The organism is Delftia sp. 11MD (genome assembly GCF_050907895.1).
Lineage (GTDB): Bacteria > Pseudomonadota > Gammaproteobacteria > Burkholderiales > Burkholderiaceae_C > Comamonas > Comamonas tsuruhatensis.
On sequence record NZ_CP194333.1, the window covers coordinates 6,251,126 to 6,272,201 of the forward strand.

The following is a 21,076-nucleotide window of genomic DNA, read 5'->3' on the forward strand; positions in this document are numbered from 1 at the left end:
GCTGTGGACTGCTGCACAACAAAACAAAAATGACCAAGTATTCGCTTGCTTCAACCGCTTTCAGTTGAAGGCCTGAATTCCGGTCTGGGCACGGCCCAGCACCAGCGCATGGATGTCGTGCGTACCTTCCAAGGTGTTGACGGTCTCCAGATTCATCAGATGGCGAATCACATGAAACTCATCCGAAATTCCGTTGCCACCATGGATGTCGCGTGCCATGCGCGCTATGTCGAGCGCCTTGCCGGCGCAGTTGCGCTTCATGAGCGACACCATTTCCGGACTGGCGCGACCAGCGTCGCGCAGCCGACTCAGCCGCAGACAGGCATGCAGGCCGAGCGTGATTTCCGTCTGCATGTCCGCCAGCTTCTTCTGCACGAGCTGATTGGCGGCCAGCGGACGGCCGAACTGCTTGCGATCGATCGCATACTGACGCGAGGCATGCCAGCAGAACTCCGCAGCCCCCATGGCCCCCCAGCAAATGCCGAAGCGGGCGTTGTTCAGACAGGCAAACGGTGCCGCCAGCCCGCGTGCGTTGGGCAGCCGTTGCTCATCTCGAACAAACACATCGTCCATGATGATCTGCCCAGTCGGCGAAGCACGCACCGAGAACTTGCCTTCGATCTTGGTCGTGCTCAGCCCCGCCATGCCGCGTTCCAGAATGAAGCCACGGATCTGGCCCTCTTCATCCTTGGCCCAAACCACCATCAGGTCCGCGATCGGTGCATGCGTGATCCAGGTCTTGGTGCCGGAGATTCGCCAACCGCCCTCCACTTTTTTCGCTCTCGTTCCCATGGAACCGGGATCGGAGCCGTGGTCCGGCTCCGTCAATCCGAAACAGCCCAGCAGATCGGCACGCGCCATGGCTGGCAGATATTTCTCCCGCTGTTCCTGGCTGCCAAACAGATAAATGGGCATCATGGACAGCGTGCTCTGAACCCCCAACGCCGAGCGAAATGCCGTGTCCACCCGTTCAAGCTCGCGAGCAATCAATCCATAGCTCACGTAATTGATGCCAGCGCAGCCAAACCCTTCGATGGTTGCGCCGAGAAAGCCCAGCTCGGCCAACTCCTTCATCACCGAGATGTCGAACTCTTCATGGCGATTGGCCTGAAGGATCCTCGGCATCAGACGCTTTTGGGCGAACGCTCTGGCGCTGTCGCGCACCATCCGCTCCTCGTCTGTCAGCAGTTCGTCAAGACATAGCGCGTCCTCCCAATCAAAGGAAACGTCGCGCATGGCTGCTCGGTCGAGCAGGTGGGAGTCAGGTACAACTTCAGTCATGGTGTGGGCGGAATTTCGGAATTCCGGCTTCTTCGCTGATGGACTCGCAATGGACGGCAACCCGCATGTCCACGCGAACAGTTTCGGGATCGACATCGGTGAGCTGCCCATACATTCGGGCCCCATCGTCGAGATCGATCAGGCACATCACCAACGGCATCTCGTCCTGCCATCCCGCCAGATTCATGGCGATGGAACGCGATACCGTGAATGAATACACCACGCCGAACGGCTTGGCTGGTGCCCACTCCAGATCCCGACATCCGCACTCGATGCACCAAGGCTTGGGCTGGAAATTGAACGTGCCGCAAGCTTGGCACTTCTGCATCACGAAGCGACCTTCCTTGGCTGCTGACCAGAAGGGCCGCGTCTGATCCGTGATGACGGGCAACGGCTTGTTTTCTTTAGATACGATCATGTCATTCGCCTCCTTTATCCCTCGTTGCCAAGAACGATGGCAATGCAGCTGCGTCCTGGCCGACCATAAGGAATTCCGCCAAAGCCGCAGACTGCGCCAATGCGAGCTTTCTTCACCTGCCGTTGATCGGCCTCGCCACGCAGTTGGGTCACCGCTTCGACCAGTGGCATGAAGCCGCCGATCGCTCCGCCCGGTTGTCCGCCCGACAATTGGCCGCCGTCGGTCGACAATGGAAAGTCGCCATCGAAACGAAAATTGCGCTCCTCCACAAACTTGGCGCCTTGCCCCTTTTTGCAGAAGCCCCAGTCCTCCATCGTCATCATGGAAATGAACGGGTAGTCGTCGTAAGGCTGGAAGAAGTCGATGTCGTCGTGCTTGACTCCAGCCATCTGCATCGCTGCAGGCGCAGAACTGGCGAACCCTGTCGTCGTGATGTCCGGCAGCGTTCGCTTGCCGTGGTAGTAGTTGTTGGCCTCACCGAAGCCCTTGAGCCACACGGGTCGGTCAGTCAACTTGCGTGCGGTCTCTCCCGAAGTGACGATATAGGCCAGACCACCGTTGACGATGGGCACGCAGTCGAGCAAGCGAATGGGATCGGACAACATGCGCGAAGCCATGTAGTCATCCAATGACATGGGCTGACGATAGATCGCACCAGGATGCAAAGTCGCGTGATACCGGTTGCTGGTGGCGATCTTTCCCAATGTTTCGAATTGGAGACCAGGGAACTGGTGCATGTAACGCTGCAGCACCAAGGCGAACTGCGCCGTGGCCCCCATCACCCCGAACGGCCCTTGAAAGTCCCAATAGGTCCCGCGAGTGCGCTCCGGCGAGAGCGGCAGACCGGGTGCCGCTGAAGGAATGCTCAGCGGCGTGTCGGCACCCACCACGAGTACACGATCGACAACCCCGGCACGAATCATGGCGGCGGCACGAATCAGCATTGCCGTGGCCGATGCGCCGCCCTGATCTGCGCGCAGCAGGATTTGAGGACTGATGCCCAGCGTCTCCGCCGTCGCCGCTGACCAATTCACCGTATGCGCGGCTTCGGCATGGGCCACACCAAGGCCTTGCCCATTGAAATCATCCTTGCCCATGCCGGCGCTTTTCAACGCGAGGTCCGCAGCCCAGGCGATGTATTCGTCGACCGTGTAGATTCTCTCGCCCGGTTTGGCTCGGCTGTAGGGAGTTCTCCCAATCCCGACAATCGCGACATCGTTCTTGTTCATTGTGTCTCCGTGGTTAAAGCAATGATTCACTGACCCGTGAAAACCGGTGCACGCCGTTCGGCGAATGCCCGCATGCCCTCTTTCTGGTCATGTGTGTCGAACAGGGATTCGAAGGCCCGCCGCTCAAGCAGCAGTCCCGCACTCAAGGAAGAGTCGGCTCCGGCAAGTGCCACCTGCTTGATCAAACGCACGGCCACAGGCGGTCGGGAGGCGATCAGTGCGGCCAGTTCGACGGCCCGTTGATCCAGCAGCTCGTCGTCGACGACCTCGCTGACCAGACCACATTGCAGGGCTTCCTCTGCATTGATGGGGGCACCCGTGAGCATCAGATGCATGGCGCGCCAATAGCCGAGCGCACGAACCAGACGTTGTGTTGCGCCACCGCCGGGCATGATTCCGACGTTGACTTCGGGCTGACCAAAGCGCGCGCTGCGTGCTGCAACGATGATGTCGGCATGTTGTGCAAGCTCGCATCCGCCACCGAAGGCCGGACCTGCCACAGCGGCAATCAATGGTTTGGACAGCTCGGCAATCACCTTCCAGGTTTTGAGAACCGGCAGTTGCGACACGGCATGCGTGCCCAGCTCTGCAACCTCTTTGAGATCTGCCCCTGCGGCAAAGCACTGGCTGTTGCCCCTGACGATGACACAGCGCACGTCGTCGTCAGCCTCCAACGACTTGAACGTCGCATCCAATGCCCGCCGCAAGGGTGTATTCAACGCATTGCGCGCCGCCGGACGATTCAGCGTCACTCTGGCCACTCCCTCGGCCGGATGATCCAAAAGCGCCAGTTCCTGTTCAGCCTCCAACTCGTTCATGTTGCTGTCTCCTGATGGGTTATGGACTGATTATTGGAAGGCGCTATGTATTTAGCAAATTTAGATACAGAATGGGGAGTATTCCAATTCGAAATATACTTCCCAATGAACTTGCGAACGCTGGATTTGAATTTGCTGAGAGTCTTTGATGCGGTCTTCACCGAACGCAGCATGTCGAAAGCTGCGGATCGACTGCATCTTTCGCAACCGACCGTCAGCAACGCCATGGCACGGCTACGGGAAAAATTGGGGGACCCGCTCTTCGAGCGCAGCTCCTCGGGCATGACGCCAACCTCCCGCGCAAAATTGCTCGCGGAGCCTGTGCGCCAAGCGTTGGCATTGATCGAAAGAGGACTGGAAGGTGAAAGCGACTTCGACTATGCGCATGCCGATCGCGAGTTCGTCGTTGCAGTCGAGGACTATGGGGAAAGCGTGATCCTGCCCAGCTTCATCGACTGGCTGAGTCAAGTCGCCCCGGGATTGCGTGTCCGCATCTCGCCTTCTGTCGGAACGCAAATCCTGTCTGATCTGCGTGAAGGCAGGGTCGATCTGGCGCTCGACTACTTCCCTTCACAGGACCCATCGGTGCATCAAGTCTGTGTGCTGACCGATACCCTGCTCGCCATCACTAGACGACACCATCCGCAGATGACGGAGCGCCTGACGTTGGAGACCTACCTGGACCTTCATCATGTGGTTCGTGCCCACGATGGGAAATCACGCCCGATGATCGACCTGGCACTGGCCAAACGGGGACTGAGCCGAAGAATCAGCGCCACCGTCCCGCATTTTCTGTCCATGCCGCTCATGGTGCAGACCAGCCAACTGATCGCGACACTCCCCCGCCGCATGGCCTTGCTGTATGCCGACAACTTTCCACTGCAGACCCACACCGTGCCGCTGCGTGTCCCCACCTTCCCGGTCTATCTCCTGTGGCATTCACATGCAGACCATGACGCCGGGCTGAACTGGTTTCGGCAGCATCTCATTGAGTTGTGCAGACGGCTTTGAACGGCTGACTGCCGACAGAACGTTCAGCCCAGCGTCCACATGGAGCCGCCATTCCTCGTCCGACAAATTACAGCTTCCACCGCTGAAGATCAGGCGTCTCTTTTCCAGAGGCGCGCAGTGTCGGTGCCAACGCTGAAGCAACGGACAGCAACTGTCTATCAGCCAAAGGCGAGGCCATCAGTTGAACGCCAACCGGCATGCCGTTGTCGTCGAACCCTGCGGGCAAGGCAATGGCGGGTGCTCCCAGGAAATTACCGGCACGGCAAAAGTGACCGATGCTGGCATGGGCGCGATCTTCGGAATCCAGTGGCAGAGCACCGTGACCGGTGGCAGGCATCAGCAGGACGCCGCCCTCACCGATGGCTTCCGCAAAGCGTTCGATGGCTGGCTTGCGGCGCGCAATCGCCTGTTCATATCGGGCACGCGTGGTGTTGCCGCCAGCCAGGATACGCTGTCGCACGACCTCCCAGATGGGCTGGGTGGCATCGCGGGCCAATTCGCCATAGAGCTGAAAGCCCTCGTAGCCCAGGATGAGTGAATTCTCTTCGGACAGGTCGCCGATATTCAACTGTTCCGAAGGGGTCCAGAACTTCAAAGTCCACCCTGCGTTCGTGAGGCGTTGAAGAGCCTCGTCCCAGACACGTTGTGCGCCATCCGACAGCGAACAGGGAAAGCTTTGCGGGTCCAGCACGTGCAATGCAGGCAACGTACCGCCGGTGATGGCTGGCAGCGCTTGGCGCAGGCCTTCGCTGATGTCGGGAGCGATTTGTTGGGTCAGCGGATCGGCACTGTCGGACCCCGTCAAAATGGCGACAAGTGCGTGCGCATCGGCAACACTGCGCGCGATGGGGCCGAGCACGTCCAACGTCGGAGCCAGTGGCACCACGCCCGCACCGCTGATGATTCCGCTGGAGGGTTTGAAGCCCACGAGATGATTGAGTGTTGCAGGTGCGCGCACGGAACCACCCGTATCGCCACCCAAGGCCATCGGAGCCAGCCCTGCCGAAACGGCAATGCCGCAACCCGAGGACGAGCCGCCAGGAGCGCGATGGGTGTCGGCATCCCACGGATTCCATGGCGTGCCGCGCGTGGGATTTTGCCCCGCCAGACCGAATGCAAACTCGGTCATGTGCGTCTTGCCGAGAATGACCATCCCCGCATCGCACATGCGTTGCACAGCGGCCGATGTCTCAGCGCTCATGCTGGCGAGACGGCTGAGCGAACCAGCAGACGCGATGGTTCCCGCCACTTCAATGCTGTCCTTGATCGCCACCGGAACGCCATGCAGCGCGCCGGCCGGACCGCCCCCCCCTGCAAGCAACGCAGCATCGGCAGCATCGGCTTGAGCCAAAGCCTGCTCGGCAAACACCTGCGTGAAGACATTGAGCTCGGGAGCTCGTGCAATGCGCTCCAGAAAATGCTCAGTCACCTTGCGAGAGCTGATTTCTCCGCTGACGATCAGATGGGCGATCTGCAGGGCATTCTGAAAATGGAGGGGAGTGGGCGTTTCTCGCATGGGTATCGCTGGAAAAAATGGAGCCCGCAGCCTCCAAAAAAAGCGCGGGCGAATCAAAGTCGAGTGAGCTCAGTTCAAAGGCTTGCCATTGGTCTCGGGCATGCGGATGAACGTGATCAGCGTGATGACCGCACCGACCAGAACGTAGTAGAAGAACCAACGCTCCTGACCAATGCTTTGCAGCCAGGTCAGCAGATAGGGAGTCGTTCCACCGAGCAGCGCCACCATCAGGTTGTACGGAGCGCCAATGCCGACCGCACGCACGCGGGTTGGAAACTGCTCGGACATGATGGCTGGAGCGATCGACGTGTACAACGCATACAGCACCAGACCGAACAGCTCCACCGCCAAAATGGACGCGAACGTCGGCTGCATGCTGGTGATCGCGGGATAGAAGAACAGCAGATAGCCCGCGGCGAACACGATCAACTGCGGCTTGCGGCCAAATCGGTCGGACAGCATGCCGAAGAACGGATGCACCAGCATGAAGACGATCATAGCGATGGTGTTGGCACCAAAGGCGACCTTGGAATCTGCATGCAGCGCACGAATCGCATACGTGGGCACATAGGCCACGAAAAGGTAGAACGCAAACGTCGTGAGAACCGAGAAGCCGATGATGCGCAGAGTCTCGCGCGGATACTCACGCAGCAAGGTGCGCAGTGGCTGCTTGACGGGTTGCTCCTTGAGCTGCTTGGCAGACGCCTCCGTCTCGGGAATGGACGTGCGCAGCCACATCCCCGCAATGCCACCCAGCGCACCCAACAGGAAAGGAATGCGCCAGCCGAATTCCCGCATTTGCTCGGGCGTCAGGTTGGTGGTCAGAACCCAGCCGATCGCCGAAGCAATCAGAATGCCGCCCGCCGAGCTGAAGAACGCAAAACTGGAGAAGAAGCCCCGGCGATGGTTGGGCGCCATCTCGGCCAGAAACGTCGATGCGGAAGCATACTCACCGCCCAGTGACAAGCCTTGAAGCAACCGCGCAATCACCAACAGAATCGGCGCAGCCAGGCCAATGCTCTCGTAGGTGGGCGTGAGGCCAATGATCAGCGATCCTCCTGCCATCAACAGGATGGAGGCGGACAGTGCCGCCTTGCGGCCCATTCGATCGGAAAAAATTCCCAAGGCCCAGCCCCCGACGGGACGCATGAAGAAACCGACTGCGAAAATGGCGAACGTTGCCAGCAGAGATGCTGTCTCATCCGTCTTGGGAAAGAACTGCCCGGAAAAGAACACCGCGAACGATGCGTAAATGGTCCAGTCGAACCATTCCACCGCATTGCCGATGCTGCCAGCTGCAATCTTGCGGGCATTGGATGGCTCGGCGTGCTTTGAAGGCTGCTTGGACATAGCCTGACTCATCGGATGCGCCCTTGTCTCTGATTGGTTGTTGAATTTTGCATTCTTAGTGCTCGAAAGTGTTGAAATTGGACATTCAATACTTAGTTTACATTATATATGGACATTGATGTGAGTGATACCGTCGAAATTGGACATCCAGAACTGGATCCAACCGATCTGGCCTGCCTGACCGCACTGCAGGTCAATCCACGCGGGACATGGCGTGATCTCAGCGCGGCATGCGATGTGCCGGAGCGCACTTTGTCGCGCCGCCTGCAGCGACTCATGGAAGGCGGATACGTCAAGGTCATCGGCGAGCTGGACCCCGTTTCCGAAGGGAACGGCCCCGTGCTGCATGCCTGGCTGCAGGTGGAAAACGGGCGCAATCAGCAAGTTGCCGAGCAGTTGGCAGGGCTCCCCCAAACACAGGTGGTATTGGCAACGACAGGCGCTGCCGATCTGTTCGCCGAGTTCAACATGCAGACTCAGGAACAGCTGTCGGACCTGGTCGTTCGGCTGCTGCCCCAAGTGCAGGGACTGCGGCAAATGGAGTCGCATGTCGTGATGCGCTCTTTCCGACGCGCAAGCAGCTGGCGCATTGACGGCTCGGTTCCGCCAGAGCCCGTCCTGCCCAGCAGCGCTCGCAGCGCACTCAATGCCGACGAGTCTCGACTGCTGGAAGCATTGACCCCGGACGGTCGCGCCAGCCTGAGCGCATTGGCCGAAGCTTGTGGTGTCAGCGAGCCCAAGGTGCAGAGAATGATCAGCGGCTTGGTCGAGCGCAATGTGCTGAACTTTCGCGTCGAACTGGAACCCTCACTGGTTGGCTATGGCGTTGAAGCCATTCTGTCGATACAGACCCGCCCGGGCCTGGCCGAACCCATCGCCAAGGAACTCGCACGGGACAAACACACACGATGCCTGTTTGGCACCAGCGGCAAGACCCAGCTGTTCTGGCACGTGCTGTGCCGCGACATCCATGACTTGTGGACGGTTTCGACGGAACGCATCGGCGCGCTCGAAGGTGTACTGTCCTGCGACGTCAGCACCGTCGTCAAAGCATACAAACGCGCGGGACGTTTGCGGCATGGGCTGATGGTGGGTTGATGGGATCAGGCTCGTCGGCGTGGACATCGCTCACATCCGACAGTAGCCGTCCAGAGTCAAAGACCGGCGTATGCGACCAGTCCACTGCACTCAGAGTGGCAAAGGTCTCGTGAGTGCACCCCCGCATTCATCCAACCCTACTTCGTGCGCGCAACCTTGCCGGCCCGAATCGCATACACCGGGTCCTCTCGATCCTTGCGTCCACGACGGAATTTCTCATGCCCGGGCTGTCTGCGGAGCACCTCGTCCACGCGGTCCCAATCGTCTGTCACCACCCGCTCGCTGATGCGCCATTCGGATGCACGTCGCTCAAATCGGTCGACAAAGCGCAGGGCTCTCGTGCGGTTGAAGTGCTGGCCGTTTTCGTCGTAAGCACGAAAGGCCAACATATAGGATTCTGCAAACGCGACATCGCCCTCCACCTCGATCAGCACGTTGCCCGCGAAGTGCATGGCTACCGCACTACCCGGCTTCACCAGATTGAATACATGCTCGGCGACCTCCGATCCGGTTGCGCACCAGGTGCCGTGATCGTCCTGCGCATCAGGGTGATAGCAACTTGCCATAAGCTCCTTGTCGGGGTCTCCTCGTTTTCAGTGCAATAAGTGACGGTACGCAAAGCTAGCACTGGCGCGGGGGTGGTCTGGGTAGACCGTTGATTTCATTGACTTTCCTGTTCGCTTTGTAAACGGGTATGGTGGCCTCCCACTTTTGAGGTTCACGATGCAGGGTTGGCACACAACGTTTTTGGGGATGCGTGGGCTCCCCCGCGATATCAGCGACTTCGAGATGAAGGCATTTTTCACCTTCGATGGTGCCGAGCGCGACGCAATCAATGCACGCCGAGGTGATTCCCACAAGCTTGGTCTGGCGCTCCATATTGGTTTCCTGCGCATGAGTGGGCGTTTGCTCGGTGCCTTTCGGGTAATTCCAGTAGCCTTGTGGCGCCACCTTGGCAACGAGCTTGGCATTGCAGCACCAGAAGTCGCCTCGCTGAGAGCCATGTATGAACGCGGGCGCACGCTATTCGATCACCAACAAGTAGCCTGCACGGTCCTTGGATTCCAGTGGATGAGCGAGCACCAGCGCCGCTCACTGGTACGTGAACTGCGCGACGAAGTGGCGCGCTGCGCCGACCGCGATCAGCTACTCGTGCGGGCGCGTCAATGGCTGTACAAGAACAAGCTGGTGATCGTGCACGAGCGGGCAATTCGGACACTGATTGCGGCGGCACTTGCCCAGCTTGAAGTTGAAACAGGCACCGCCATCGCCGCCAGCGTTGATCCAGCAACACTTGATCGCTGGCGAGCCTCAGTTTCAGAGCTGCGCCCAGATGGACAAACCCAGCAGAGTTGGCTATGGGCTGCACCGGCGAAACACTCAACCCGCCAAATCAGCGAGGTACTGGAGCGCATCGACCTGCTTTACACGCTGGACGTTCATAAGCACCTGGCAGACATCCCCGATCTCATCTTGCGCCGCTACGCGCGCCGACTTGTCTCCAGGCCGCCCTCAGCCGGAGCCAAGATCAAAGAGCCAGCGCGCACCGTGGAGGTCGCATGCTTTCTTCGGTATTGCCTGTTCACCACCACAGACCAGTTGATCCTTATGGTGCAGCGCCGGATCGCCGATCTGTGGCGTCAGGCTGCCGCCGATGTCCCCGCTACCGTCAATTGGGCCGCAATGTACAAAACGCTGCTCGGCGAACTTGTTGCCTTGAGCGCGCAAGGTGCGGTGCCAGATGCTGAGTTGCGTGCCCGTCTTGAAGCCTTGATCACCGAAACCCAGAAACGCAAACCACCGAGCAGGGCCTCCTGGTCCGCGAGGGATTGATTGATGGAATTCGCCCCGTGCGGTCGTTGCTCGTCGCCATTGCAAAGCTGCCCTGGCAGGCCACCGGCGAGCATCCTGCCATCGAGTACCTTGCCAAGCTGCAAGCTTTATATCTCAAAGGATCCAGAAAGCTGCCAGTTGAAGTGGTGGCACCAAGTCTGGGAATGATCTGGCAGGTTTCGATCTCCAGCCCAGACCGGGAACGGGCGTTTCAGGCGTTGGAGGTGGCCACCCTGTTTGCCCTGCGCCGCGCGGTGCGCAATGGCTCGGTCTGGATTGAGCACAGCCTGAGCTTTCGGGGTCGTGCGCGCTTGTTCTTCACGGACGAGCGTTGGCAGGCAGAGTCCAAGAAACACTATGCCCGTCTATCGTTACCCAGCAAGGCTGCCACTTTCTTGAAGCCTTTGCTGGCCAGAGTAACTGCCGGTGTCGATGCGGTGGCCGCTGCAGCCCGCAGTGGCGTACTGCGCGTGGATGATGAACTCCATTTGTCGCCATTGCCCGCAGAGGACGAAGACCCAGAAGTGACCAAGCTGCGCGCGGCTTTGGATCACCGCATCGGTGAGGTTCAATTGCCGGAAGTGATTCTGGCCGTTGACGCCCAGGTGCGCTTTAGCTGGATCATGCTCGGACGTGAGCCGCGCTCTACCGACGAGCTGCTGATGGTCTATGCCGGCATCATGGCCCACGGCACCAGTCTGACTGCGGTCGAATGCGCGCGCATGATTCCGCAATTGTCTGCCACCAGCATTCGCCAGGCCATGCGCTGGGCGCGGGACGAACGGCGTCTGAGCCAGGCCTGCCAGGCTGTGCTGGAATTCATGCAGCGACACCCGATTGCCGCCACCTGGGGGCGGTCCGATTTGGCATCTTCTGACATGATGAGCATGGAGACCACCAAACGGGTGTGGCAAGCCCGGCTTGATCCTCGGCGCAACACACCTTCCATTGGAATCTACTCCCATGTAAAAGACCGGTGGGGCATCTTCCATGCGCAGCCCTTTGTGCTCAATGAGCGCCAGGCGGGCGTGGCCATTGAAGGTGTCATCCGCCAAGAAAAGCTGGAGACCAGCCAGCTTGCTGTGGATACCCATGGCTACACCGACTTTGCCATGTCACATGCCCGTTTGCTTGGTTTTGATCTTTGCCCGCGGTTGAAGGAACTCAAACAGCGCCACCTCTTTGTGCCACGCGGCACCAAAGTGCCCGCAGAAATCGCTGCGGTGTGCGAAGCCAATGTCGACGTCGCTTTGATCGAAAAGCATTGGGATAGTCTGGTGCACCTGGCAGCCTCGGTCATGAGCGGACATGCCAGTGCGGTGGCAGCTCTTGCGCGGTTCGGTTCTGCCGCCCAGGGCGATCCAATCTATGAGGCTGGCGTGCAATTGGGGCGGTTGCTGCGTACGGCGTTTTTGGCTGACTACTTTGTCAAGGACGCTTTCAGGAACGAGTTGCGCCGGGTGCTCAATCGGGGCGAGGCTGTTAACGCCCTCAAGCGCGCCATTTATACCGGCCGGATCAGCCCGGCGCAGGCCAAACGTGTCGATGAAATGCAGGCTGTGGCCGATGCGTTGAGCCTGATGGCCAACATCGTGATGGCGTGGAATACCTCACAGATGCAGGCGGTCCTGGATCGCTGGTCGAACCGCCGCCAGGTCATTCCACCGGAACTGATCGGGAAGATTGCGCCCACCAGGCTGGAGAGCATCAACTTGCGGGGTGTGTTTCGCTTCCCGGTTGACCGCTATGCTGACCAAATCCTGCCTTCGCGGCCAAATGCATCGATAACTGGCACCAATGGATGAAACCGACCACGGTTTGACGCCACGAATCGCAGATTTGAAAGTGAACAGGAAAGTCAATGAAATCAACGATCTACCAACACCACCTCCGCGCCAGTGCTAGCTTTTCGTACCGTCACTTATTGCACTGAAAACGAGGAGACCCCATCGAGCAAGCGGTAGAGGGTCGGCCGGCTCAGGTCGACCCGCTTGAGCAGTTCTGAATCGCACCGGGTTTTGAGGAGGCCGATTGGTTTAAGTTGACACCTCTGCCGAGGTGTCGCTGACGGCTAGTTGCCTCCAGTAGTTTGCCTCAGCTTCTGCCGGAGGGATGCCCCCAATCGGCGTGAGTAGTCGGACATGGTTGAACCAGTGCACCCACTGCAAGGTGGCCAGCTCCACGGATTCCCTGGTCTTCCAGGGGCCCCGGCGGTGAATCAGCTCGGCCTTGTACAGACCGTTGATGGTCTCGGCCAGCGCGTTGTCGTAGCTGTCACCCCGGCTGCCCACCGAGGGCTGTATGCCCGCCTGGTCCAACCGTTCGGTGTAGCGGATGCTGACGTATTGACTGCCCCTGTCGGAATGGTGCGTCAAGGCATGGGCTGCTGGCTGGCGGGCATACAGCGCCTGCTCCAGCGCATCCAGCACGAAGTCCGTTTGCATGCTGCGGCTGACCCGCCAGCCCACGATGCGCCGGGCGTACACATCCACCACGAAGGCCACGTACAGCCAGCCCTGCCAGGTGGAGACGTAGGTGAAGTCCGATACCCACAGCTCGTTGGGACGGCTGGCCTTGAAGTGCCGGTTGACGTGGTCCAGCGGGCACGGCGCTGATGTGTCAGGCGTGGTGGTACGTACCGCCCTGCCACGGCGAGCCCCTTGCAAGCCCATGGCACGCATCAGTCGCTCCACAGTACAACGTGCCACCGGGATGCCCTCGCGGTTCATCTGCAGCCAGACCTTATCGGCCCCGTAGACCTGCCAGTTGGCATGCCACACGCGCTGGATGTCCGCCTTCAAGCACTCGTCACGCTGGGCGCGTTGACTGCGCAGTTGCGGGTTACGTTGCCGGGCTGCGTGGCGCCAGTAACACGATGGGGCCATCTGCAGCACCCGGCAGATGGGCTCGACCCCGTAGTCGTCACGGTGGCGGTCGATGTAGTTCTTCAAGACTTCAATCGGCGGTCGAGCTCCGCCTGCGCAAAAAACGCGCTGGCCGTCTTCAGGATGTCGTTGGCCCGGCGCAGCTCCTTGACCTCACGTTCCAGCTCCTTGATGCGCTGGGCTTCTGACGTGGTGGTACCGGCACGCTGGCCGCTGTCGACCTCGGCCTTCTTGACCCAATCGTTCAAGGTCTGCGGCACGCAGCCAATCTTGGGGGCTATTGATTCAATGGCTGCCCACAGCGAAGGGTAGTCGGCTCGGTGCTCCTGCACCATGCGTACGGCACGCTCGCGCACCTCGGGCGAGAACTTGTTTGACTTGGTCATAGCTCCATCTTCTCAAGTGTTGGAGCCTCCTCAAAACCCGGGGCGATTCAAGAACGATCAATGAAAGCTGCCAATTGATCAAGCTGATCTGGCGCTTGAGAGAGACATTGGCGCAATGCGCCTGAGAGAATACCCATCAATGAAAAAGGCAACGTGTAAACACGTTGCCTTTTAGCTCATCTAGAGGCAGCTGAACCTTAACTGACTGGCATTAGGCATAAAGCCCCTTTCAGTGTTTATCAAACATTCCCCATCAAGTCACTCGCAAGCTCAGCCTCCGTCATATCCCGCCGTGTTGATATCGCATGAATAGCTACTTCTAGTGGCTACCAGTCGGGCTCGTCGCAAAAACATCCGCGTGGAAGTCCTGTGCTAACAGGCCCATATCGGAAGCTGCTGTGCGCACTGATTGAACCAGGGAGGGTGAGCCACAGCAGTGCACCACATGATCGTGCAGGTTGCCAAAGTGTGTGCGTAGCGCGTCATCCACCCGACCTGCGTGAGCATCCGCAGGCATATCGCCTAGGTCGGTGATGGCTGCAATGTAGCGAAACTGTGGCCAGACTTTGCGCCACTTGTCGATGGCGCTAGGAAGATACAGGCCCGAGGGGTTGCGAGCCCCCCAGATCAGCGTTATGTCGCGCTGAACCTTGCGTTTGGCTAAGTCATCAAGAACGGATTTAATGGGCGCAAATCCCGTGCCACCTGCAACGCAAATCAGGGGCCTGGTGTCGTCAGGCTTCAGTGCGATGCTGCCGAATGGCAGTTCAATATCTAATGTGTCACCAGACTTCAACTGCTGGACGATAGTGCTGAAGCGGCCACCCGGTACATGCCGGATATGCAATGTGACACCATCACTCTCATGGGGTGGATTGGCCATAGAGTAGCTGCGGCTTTCCCCGTCGTCGAGGTGAATCAGCAGGTATTGGCCGGCTTCAAATTTGGCGCGCTTGCCCGCAGGCAGGCGCAGGCGCAGCAGCGAGACATCGGGTGCCGCCAGTGTATTGCTGTACACCTTGGCCGTAAAACGTTTGCGGGCTTCCGGGTCGAGGCGGCGAAAGGAGCTCGGCTGAATACGGATATCGCTGGCGGCGGTGCAGCTGCACAGCAATACCTGCTCCGAGGTGCAGAGTTCGCTGCGCACGGCCATGCCATTGAAGGAAGTAATATTTCCATCGAGCAGGGTGCTCGCACAATTGCCACAGCTACCTTTGCGGCAGGAATAAGGTAGTTCGATGCCAGCCTGCAGGGCCGCATCCAGCACGGATTGCCCGGGCGCGCAGGGGAACGCGATATCAGAGTCGTGGATATGGATTTGGTGATTCATGGAAGGGCCTCAGACCTGTTGGGCTCCGAGCAGGGCGATCGTGCGCAGGAGGGCCGTGGAGTCAGCCACGCCACGGCCTGCAATGTCCATGGCGCTGCCATGGCCCACACTGGAAAGCACCACCCTGCCACCGATGGAGAGTGCGCTGGCTCCGTTAGGTGCCAGCAGCTTGATGGGGATATGGCCCTGATCGTGCAGCATGGCTACATACAGGTCGTGCTTGCGCTGTGCCAGAACCATGTCAGCTCCCATGGGGCCGTCTACTGCTAGGCCGCGCTTGCGCAGTGTCTCGACAGCGGGAACGGTGATCTGGGAGTCCTCCAGGCCGAACAACTGTCCTTCAGATGCATGAGGGTTGATCCCGAGTACAGCGACTTTTGGTTTAGGTACCCCGAGTAAGGTGCATGTCTGCACGGCAGCCTGCGCCGCGTTGACCACCAACTGAGGAGAGAGCCGCTCCAATGCGCTGCGCACGCTTTCATGCAAAGTGACATGCACTATGCGCAGGCCAGCTCCTACCAGCATCAGGAATACCTGGTCTTCGTTCATGTCAAGAACATTGGCGAGCAAAGATGGGTAGCCGCTGAACGCTATGTCCGCGCGGTGAATGGCCGTTTCATGGTGGGGGCAGGCGATGACGGCGTCGACTTCGCCGTTTTCGCACGCCCGGATGGCTGCTGTTGCAGATTGCACCGTGGATAGGCCTGCCTGCGGGGTGATCTCTCCCCATTGCACTGGTTGTGCCAGCGAGCCGGCTTCCTCATGAATGAGGTCTTGAAGAAGGGGCTCCATTTGGCAGATCTGCGCTGCTTGTTCAAGAGCGCTCCACGGTCCATAGACCTTGATCAGGGATCTTTCGGCGGCAGACAACTGCTGAAGAGCTTTCAGTGCAATTTCAGGGCCAATACCGTGGGGATCGCCGATGGCCAAAGCCAATCTACGGTGCACTATTGTCATAGCGGCAATGCCATCAGTGTGTCCGTCACCGTGCTGTCGCAAACCGCGATGCGTTCTTGCAGGCGTAACTTGCCATCGATCGTGGTGAATTTGTCGAGGTACTCACCGCTGGCAAAGACCTCTGTTTCCCCTGTATGCATGATGCGCAGCACCATGAACGGCGTGGAAGCACTGGCCTGTGTTGCATCGCCTGACTGGATCGAAGGCAGACCCAGAATATGGCGATAGCGATGGCGCTCGTAGATATTGGCTTCGCGCAGCGCAGAAATTCGGTCGGTGAGCATGTCCTGTGAATCCGCCCAGACAATGCCGGCAGCAAGCCCTTCAGCATGATTGTCGACATTGGTGACGCGATAGTGGCAATCCTTCGTGAAGAAGGTTGGCCATTGCTCCATGGCGTCACTGTCTATGGTCTTCGCGTAAGCGGCATTGAAGGCCGCGATTTGAATTTCATTGATCATGCTTGCATCTCCTGTCCCATGTGCTTGCGGTAGGCTTTCCAAAAGCCGCGTACCGAGGTTTCCGTGGCGCGGCCCTCGCTAGAGCCTTCGTGGTCTCCGCCCATCTCGATGACCGCGTCAAGGTCGGCCGCACCTGCGATGCCGCGCTGAACGAATCCACCGACAGCTCCGTCTTCCATGGAAATGAATCCGGCCGGGCCGATGAGGTTGGCCTGTTTGAGTCTGACCTTGCGCTGCTCGGGACTGTCATCTGCATAGCCGAGATAGGTCCAGTTGAGTTCCGAGCTGGAGATGCTCTTGGGCAACAACTGACGCACGGCGATGCTGTTCTGAATCTGCTGCAGCACAAAGCCAGGGAACACAGAAAGGATCTGCAGAGTCACGCCGTCCTCGAACTCCTCGAAGCCCTCTAGAAGGCTGGGATCTTTGAGCCGGTAACGCTCGTTGTCGGTGCGGATGGCCTGGTCCTTGTACGAGTCGTCTTTGGCGCTACGATCGATCATGGAATAGCTCACATGGTGGCCACCCGACTCGTCGACGATGACGCCGCCTTTTTGTGAGAGGCGATTCAGCTCGAAGGTGGTGAAGAACATATGCAGGAGGCTGGCGTGATAGCTGTCCTTCACGTTCTCGAAGTAGAGCTTCCAGTTGTTAGGCAGCTTTTGCGTGAAGCGACCGATGACTTCTACGGGCTTGTGCAGCACGCGCTCTATGCGCTCGCAAATCTCAGGGCCAAGGTAATCCTCAATGCTGGGTACATCCTCGGAAAAACTGCCAAAGACCAAACCGCAAAAGACAGCTACACGGAGCTTGCGCGGGCCATGCTCTTCTTTGCAGAACGAGGCCGGCATGCCACCCTGGCCCTTGACGCCTTTCTCGAAGGCAACGCCGGTCAGATCTCCCTGTCGGTTGTAGCTCCAGGCGTGATAGACGCACTGGAAACTATCCGCACGGCCCGATTTTTCCAGCGCGATGAGCGCGCCGCGATGCGCGCAGCGGTTCTCGAAGGCATAGATTTCCTGGTCGGCATCCCGCACGACAACTATCGGTGTTTCACCAACAAAGGTCGTGCGGAAATCACCCGCCTCGGGGATTTCAGATTCCAGGCACAGGTAGTTCCAGACCTCGCCGCGATAGATGCGCTGCTGTTCCTGATCAGCATTGGCTGTGTCGGTATAGATACCGAAAGGCACGCGCGTATTAGTGGCCCCATGCCACTGGATGATGGATTCTTGCATGTTGATTCCTAAGGGTTAGAGCTTGACGTTGGCGGCCTTCAGCACCTTCTTCCACTTCTCGGTTTCCTGGCGGATGAACTGAGCAGTCTTGGTGGGATCCCAACCGCAGGGCACGGCACCCTGTTCCAGAAAGTGCTTGCGGATGTCATTTGATGACAGAGCCTGGGCCATCTGCTTCTGAAGCCTCTGTGCGATTTCTGCACTCGTGCCTGGGGGAGCCACAACAGAAAAGAAAGTCAAGGCTTGCATGGCGGGCCATTGCTGCTCGGCGAAAGTGGGGACCTGGGGCAATATTTGAGACCGCTGCTCGTCGGCAACGGCCAGAATGCGCACCTTGCCGGCCTGGTGGTAGGTGGCCGACGAGCTGATGTTGTCGAAAAACACATCCACATTGCCACCGATCAGGTCAATCAGTGCCGGGGCTGTTCCCTTGTAAGGGATGACAGTCAGTTCAGTGCCAGTCAGCTGCATAAACATGGCAGCAGTCAGGTGAGATGTGGAGCCGTCGCCTTGCGTCGCCACAGTCACTTTTTTGGGATTGGCTTTGGCGTATGCAATGAACTCGCCAAGTGACTTAACAGGCAGCTTCGGGTTGATGACCAGGGCGTTGGGCACTGTGGCCAAAATCGTCACCGGTACCCAGCGAGTCGGGTCAAAGCTGAGCTTCTGATAGAGGTTGTGGTTGATGGCGATGGGCCCCGGAGGGGAGGCCAGCACAGTCATTCCGTCCGGCGGTGCCCGGAACACTAGATCGGCACCGATGTTTCCACCAGCCCCGGGCTTATTTTCAATGATCACGCCACCTGCGTAGTCCGCGCGGATTTTTTCGGCTACTAGGCGCGGCAGTACATCGGCGGTACCTCCCGCTGAGAAAGGCACGACGATCTTGAGAGGTTGATTTGACTGAGCCAGGCTACCTGTTGCAGCGACCGCAGCGGCAATGCCGATCAATGCTTCGCGTCTGCGAATGGATGCGTTGCGCATCTTGTCTCCTTCTTGTGTGGGGAACTGCAGTATGGGGATGTCGTACTTTGTGTTAAACCTGTTTTTGCGCTATGCGCAAAAATGTTGAAAACACCTTGATTTGATCGCTATGCAGGACAAGAACTTTGTGGAATCGCTGCGCAAGGGATTGGGGGTACTGACTTGCTTTGACCGTCGGCATACCCGGCTCACGCTGTCGGAAGTGGCCAGGCTCACGCAGTCCACACCAGCATCGGCCAGACGTTCACTCAGCACGCTGGTACAGCTTGGCTATCTAGAGAGTGACGGGAAGCTGTTCTGGATGCAGCCCAAGTCGCTGCTGATCGCCTATTCATTTCTGTCATCGCGCCCCATGCCTGCGTTGGCCCAGCCGCTACTGGACGCACTGTCGGAGCGCACCAGAGAGTCCGCTTCGCTTGGTACTTTGTTGGAAGACGATGCCATCATCATTGGCCGTTCGACCGCACGGCGCAGCTTGAGCACGGGCCTAGGAATAGGATCTAGGTTGCCGGTGTACTGTTCTGCGATTGGTCGGGTGCTGTTGTCAGGACTCCCCCAGCAGGAGGCGCGTGCAAGGCTGGAGATGATTGAGCGGATGGCTCTGACCCATCAGACAGTGACTGACTTGGAGGAGTTGCTGGGTCTGCTTGATACTTGCCGGCAATCCGGATGGTCATGCAGCGATGGAGAGTTGGAGCTGGGTGTGCGCTCCATGGCGGCGCCAGTGCGCGACCCTCAAGGCAACACAATTGCTGCCATGAGCATTGCAGTTAGAGCAGAGAGACTCAGCATGAGCGAGTTCAAAGAGACTTTTTTGATGCCGCTGAAGCGCGCTCGCAATGAGTTGGAAAAAAAGTTGTATCCGCAAGGGATGTAATGCGCCACCATGTCTTTGCCTAGCGCAGCGGCTGAGGCTCGGGTTTGCGCCGTCCTTCCGATGTCGGGCGCATGCGCGGGGCGTGCAGTTGTTCCTGATCGGACCGGGCAAGCCCAAGCCTGAGAGCGAGCACAAACCCTTCAAGGCGTATGAGCCTGGCTATGTGCATGTAGATGTGAAGTACCTGCCCCAGATGCAAGATGAGGACAAGCGCCGCTATGTCTTTGTTGCCATTGATCGGGCCACACGCTGGGTGTTCATTGATATCAAGCAACACAAGACGGCAGCGTCCGCCAAAGCCTTCTTGGCCGCCGTCCGCAAAGCTGCAGCATTTAGGATTCACACCATCCTCACCGACAACGGCAAAGAGTTCACAGACCGCTTGTTTGGCAGTCGCACTCGCCAGCCCACAGGCGAGCACGAATTCGTCCAGCTATGCCAAGCACTGGGGATAGAACATCGGCTCACCAAGCCCAGGACGCCAAAAACCAACGGCATGGTCGAGCGCTTCAATGGTCGCCTGAATCAAGTACTGCGCTCGCACCACTTCAACAGCGCAGAGGATTTGGAGAAGACGCTGCACAGGTTTGTCTGGCTGTATAACCACCACTTACCGCAAAAGGCACTGGGACACGAAGCCCCAGTTCAAGCACTCAAAAAATGGAAGATGAAAGCACCTGATTTATTCGTCAAGAACGTGCGCAATCATCCGGGACCTGACAATTCTTGAATCCCAATGCCGCCGAAAGCTGTGCAGCCTCTTCCCTTAACAGCGCGGCATAGCCCTGCACAACCTCTTCGTCGAGTCTTGCGCTGGGACCGAATAGCCCTAGCGATCCCACCACGCGGCCGCTGCTGTCGAAGAACGGCGCAGCAATAGCGACAGCGCCCTCAATCAGCTCATCGCGACTGGTGGCGTAGCCTTCGAGGCGAATCTGCTTGAGCTGTTCGGTGCACCGCTTAGCTTCGGCGGCGTTTTCCGCGCCATAAGCGCTAAGGTCTTGCTTGCTCACGTTCAGCCATGCCAGGATCAAGCGACCACTGGCGCCCCGCACGAGCTTCTCGCGATAACCTACGCCCCGCTTGAAGCTCAGAGGCTGCGTGCTGGGAAGTTCGGCAACACATATCCTGAAAGCACCCTCATGTACGTGCAGGGAAATGGTCTCGCGGGTTTTCTCCCACAGGCGGCGCATCATGGGTTGGGCAACGGTTTCGTAGCTCATGCCTGCGGACCAGGCATGAGCCATCTGAGCGACTGCCGGGCCGAGCCGGAAACGCTGGGGTTCGCCCTCGGAAACGAGAAACCCCTTGGTATTGAGCGTATCGAGGGGTCTCCTCGTTTTCAGTGCAATAAGTGACGGTACGCAAAGCTAGCACTGGCGCGGGGGTGGTCTGGGTAGACCG

Annotated in this window: 17 protein-coding genes, 2 pseudogenes and 1 other annotated feature; of the genes and pseudogenes, 5 read left to right on the forward strand and 14 right to left on the reverse strand. The window is 58.8% G+C overall.

Annotated features, from left to right (window positions below):
- Positions 1-60 precede the first annotated feature (60 nt).
- The 4 genes from ACRSCF_RS28625 to ACRSCF_RS28640 are packed head-to-tail and all read right to left on the reverse strand — an operon-like array spanning position 61 to position 3,746.
- A complete protein-coding gene (locus ACRSCF_RS28625) occupies positions 61-1,236 on the reverse strand; it encodes an acyl-CoA dehydrogenase (RefSeq protein ID WP_034368922.1) in 1,176 nt (391 codons plus the stop codon).
- Positions 1,237-1,273: 37 nt separating this feature from the next.
- Positions 1,274-1,699 (reverse strand): Zn-ribbon domain-containing OB-fold protein, encoded by a 426-nt coding sequence (locus tag ACRSCF_RS28630; protein WP_034368924.1) that lies wholly within the window; start codon positions 1,697-1,699, stop codon positions 1,274-1,276.
- Positions 1,700-1,713: 14 nt separating this feature from the next.
- Complete coding sequence (locus ACRSCF_RS28635) at positions 1,714-2,928, reverse strand: thiolase family protein (RefSeq protein WP_052151768.1); 1,215 nt, start codon at positions 2,926-2,928, stop codon at positions 1,714-1,716.
- A gap of 26 nt (positions 2,929-2,954) precedes the next feature.
- Positions 2,955-3,746 carry an enoyl-CoA hydratase-related protein gene (locus ACRSCF_RS28640; RefSeq protein WP_043004377.1) on the reverse strand — a complete coding sequence of 264 codons (792 nt, stop codon included), beginning with the start codon at positions 3,744-3,746 and terminating at the stop codon, positions 2,955-2,957.
- Positions 3,747-3,851: 105 nt separating this feature from the next.
- Between ACRSCF_RS28640 and ACRSCF_RS28645 the strand changes: the two genes are divergently transcribed.
- On the forward strand, positions 3,852-4,757 hold the full coding sequence (locus tag ACRSCF_RS28645) for a LysR family transcriptional regulator (protein WP_034368926.1): 906 nt from the start codon (positions 3,852-3,854) through the stop codon (positions 4,755-4,757).
- A 67-nt stretch (positions 4,758-4,824) separates the two neighbouring features.
- On the opposite strand, the gene ACRSCF_RS28650 is transcribed toward ACRSCF_RS28645, so the two are convergent.
- Entirely contained in the window at positions 4,825-6,273 is a 1,449-nt protein-coding gene (locus ACRSCF_RS28650) for an amidase (protein WP_324622806.1), read from the reverse strand.
- Between the two features lie 69 nt (positions 6,274-6,342).
- Positions 6,343-7,623, reverse strand: a complete 1,281-nt coding sequence (locus tag ACRSCF_RS28655; protein WP_324622807.1) for an MFS transporter — start codon at positions 7,621-7,623, stop codon at positions 6,343-6,345.
- A gap of 120 nt (positions 7,624-7,743) precedes the next feature.
- Here ACRSCF_RS28655 and ACRSCF_RS28660 point away from each other — a divergent pair, with 120 nt between their 5' ends.
- Positions 7,744-8,721: an Lrp/AsnC family transcriptional regulator gene (locus ACRSCF_RS28660; protein WP_324622808.1), complete on the forward strand. Its 978-nt coding sequence runs from the start codon at positions 7,744-7,746 to the stop codon at positions 8,719-8,721.
- A 137-nt stretch (positions 8,722-8,858) separates the two neighbouring features.
- Here ACRSCF_RS28660 and ACRSCF_RS28665 read toward each other — a convergent pair whose 3' ends face one another.
- Positions 8,859-9,287 (reverse strand): nuclear transport factor 2 family protein, encoded by a 429-nt coding sequence (locus ACRSCF_RS28665; protein WP_052151769.1) that lies wholly within the window; start codon positions 9,285-9,287, stop codon positions 8,859-8,861.
- Between the two features lie 157 nt (positions 9,288-9,444).
- Between ACRSCF_RS28665 and ACRSCF_RS28670 the strand changes: the two are divergent.
- Positions 9,445-12,359: pseudogene (locus ACRSCF_RS28670) on the forward strand (Tn3-like element IS1071 family transposase).
- 231 nt (positions 12,360-12,590) lie between these two features.
- Here the strand turns inward: ACRSCF_RS28670 and ACRSCF_RS28675 are convergent.
- The 6 genes from ACRSCF_RS28675 to ACRSCF_RS28700 form a co-directional block, all read right to left on the reverse strand.
- Positions 12,591-13,825 (reverse strand): IS3 family transposase gene (locus ACRSCF_RS28675; protein WP_122974833.1). Its coding sequence is split into 2 segments (ribosomal slippage): positions 12,591-13,543 and positions 13,543-13,825, totalling 1,236 coding nucleotides; the frame shifts between segments, so codons are not numbered across the junction.
- Positions 13,431-13,547 (reverse strand) — a sequence feature (AL1L pseudoknot). It overlaps the preceding gene by 117 nt.
- A gap of 319 nt (positions 13,826-14,144) precedes the next feature.
- Positions 14,145-15,155, reverse strand: coding sequence for a terephthalate 1,2-dioxygenase reductase TphA1I (tphA1I, locus tag ACRSCF_RS28680; RefSeq protein WP_034369195.1), 1,011 nt, complete (start codon positions 15,153-15,155; stop codon positions 14,145-14,147).
- A gap of 9 nt (positions 15,156-15,164) precedes the next feature.
- Complete coding sequence (gene tphBI, locus ACRSCF_RS28685; RefSeq protein ID WP_034369198.1) at positions 15,165-16,112, reverse strand: 1,2-dihydroxy-3,5-cyclohexadiene-1,4-dicarboxylate dehydrogenase; 948 nt, start codon at positions 16,110-16,112, stop codon at positions 15,165-15,167.
- Positions 16,109-16,573, reverse strand: a complete 465-nt coding sequence (gene tphA3I, locus ACRSCF_RS28690) for a terephthalate 1,2-dioxygenase terminal oxygenase subunit beta TphA3I (RefSeq protein ID WP_034369201.1) — start codon at positions 16,571-16,573, stop codon at positions 16,109-16,111. Before tphA3I ends, tphBI begins: the two co-directional genes overlap by 4 nt.
- Positions 16,570-17,811 carry a terephthalate 1,2-dioxygenase terminal oxygenase subunit alpha TphA2I gene (tphA2I, locus tag ACRSCF_RS28695; RefSeq protein ID WP_034369204.1) on the reverse strand — a complete coding sequence of 414 codons (1,242 nt, stop codon included), beginning with the start codon at positions 17,809-17,811 and terminating at the stop codon, positions 16,570-16,572. Before tphA2I ends, tphA3I begins: the two co-directional genes overlap by 4 nt.
- Positions 17,812-17,826: 15 nt before the next feature.
- Positions 17,827-18,795, reverse strand: a complete 969-nt coding sequence (locus ACRSCF_RS28700; protein ID WP_034369207.1) for a Bug family tripartite tricarboxylate transporter substrate binding protein — start codon at positions 18,793-18,795, stop codon at positions 17,827-17,829.
- A gap of 109 nt (positions 18,796-18,904) precedes the next feature.
- Here ACRSCF_RS28700 and ACRSCF_RS28705 point away from each other — a divergent pair, with 109 nt between their 5' ends.
- The gene (locus ACRSCF_RS28705) at positions 18,905-19,672 is read left to right on the forward strand and encodes an IclR family transcriptional regulator domain-containing protein (RefSeq protein ID WP_034369210.1); all 768 of its coding nucleotides are present in this window, start codon (positions 18,905-18,907) and stop codon (positions 19,670-19,672) included.
- 115 nt (positions 19,673-19,787) lie between these two features.
- A pseudogene (locus ACRSCF_RS28710) lies at positions 19,788-20,402 on the forward strand (DDE-type integrase/transposase/recombinase); the annotation flags it as partial.
- On the opposite strand, the gene ACRSCF_RS28715 reads toward ACRSCF_RS28710, so the two are convergent.
- Positions 20,362-20,895: an IclR family transcriptional regulator gene (locus tag ACRSCF_RS28715; RefSeq protein WP_052151783.1), complete on the reverse strand. Its 534-nt coding sequence runs from the start codon at positions 20,893-20,895 to the stop codon at positions 20,362-20,364. The pseudogene ACRSCF_RS28710 and the gene ACRSCF_RS28715 sit on opposite strands and share 41 nt — an antisense overlap.
- Positions 20,896-21,076: the final 181 nt, after the last annotated feature.

Excerpts from the sequence above, each read along its gene's own strand:
- tphA1I (WP_034369195.1), bottom strand. The coding sequence starts at position 15,155 with ATGAATCACCAAATCCATATCCACGACTCTGATATCGCGTTCCCCTGC.
- ACRSCF_RS28630 (WP_034368924.1), bottom strand. The coding sequence starts at position 1,699 with ATGATCGTATCTAAAGAAAACAAGCCGTTGCCCGTCATCACGGATCAG.
- ACRSCF_RS28625 (WP_034368922.1), bottom strand. The coding sequence starts at position 1,236 with ATGCGCGACGTTTCCTTTGATTGGGAGGACGCGCTATGTCTTGACGAA.
- ACRSCF_RS28665 (WP_052151769.1), bottom strand. The coding sequence starts at position 9,287 with ATGGCAAGTTGCTATCACCCTGATGCGCAGGACGATCACGGCACCTGG.
- ACRSCF_RS28705 (WP_034369210.1), top strand. The coding sequence starts at position 18,905 with ATGCAGGACAAGAACTTTGTGGAATCGCTGCGCAAGGGATTGGGGGTA.
- ACRSCF_RS28635 (WP_052151768.1), bottom strand. The coding sequence starts at position 2,928 with ATGAACAAGAACGATGTCGCGATTGTCGGGATTGGGAGAACTCCCTAC.
- ACRSCF_RS28700 (WP_034369207.1), bottom strand. The coding sequence starts at position 18,795 with ATGCGCAACGCATCCATTCGCAGACGCGAAGCATTGATCGGCATTGCC.
- tphA3I (WP_034369201.1), bottom strand. The coding sequence starts at position 16,573 with ATGATCAATGAAATTCAAATCGCGGCCTTCAATGCCGCTTACGCGAAG.
- tphA2I (WP_034369204.1), bottom strand. The coding sequence starts at position 17,811 with ATGCAAGAATCCATCATCCAGTGGCATGGGGCCACTAATACGCGCGTG.
- ACRSCF_RS28655 (WP_324622807.1), bottom strand. The coding sequence starts at position 7,623 with ATGTCCAAGCAGCCTTCAAAGCACGCCGAGCCATCCAATGCCCGCAAG.
- ACRSCF_RS28645 (WP_034368926.1), top strand. The coding sequence starts at position 3,852 with ATGAACTTGCGAACGCTGGATTTGAATTTGCTGAGAGTCTTTGATGCG.
- tphBI (WP_034369198.1), bottom strand. The coding sequence starts at position 16,112 with ATGACAATAGTGCACCGTAGATTGGCTTTGGCCATCGGCGATCCCCAC.
- ACRSCF_RS28640 (WP_043004377.1), bottom strand. The coding sequence starts at position 3,746 with ATGAACGAGTTGGAGGCTGAACAGGAACTGGCGCTTTTGGATCATCCG.
- ACRSCF_RS28715 (WP_052151783.1), bottom strand. The coding sequence starts at position 20,895 with ATGAGCTACGAAACCGTTGCCCAACCCATGATGCGCCGCCTGTGGGAG.
- ACRSCF_RS28650 (WP_324622806.1), bottom strand. The coding sequence starts at position 6,273 with ATGCGAGAAACGCCCACTCCCCTCCATTTTCAGAATGCCCTGCAGATC.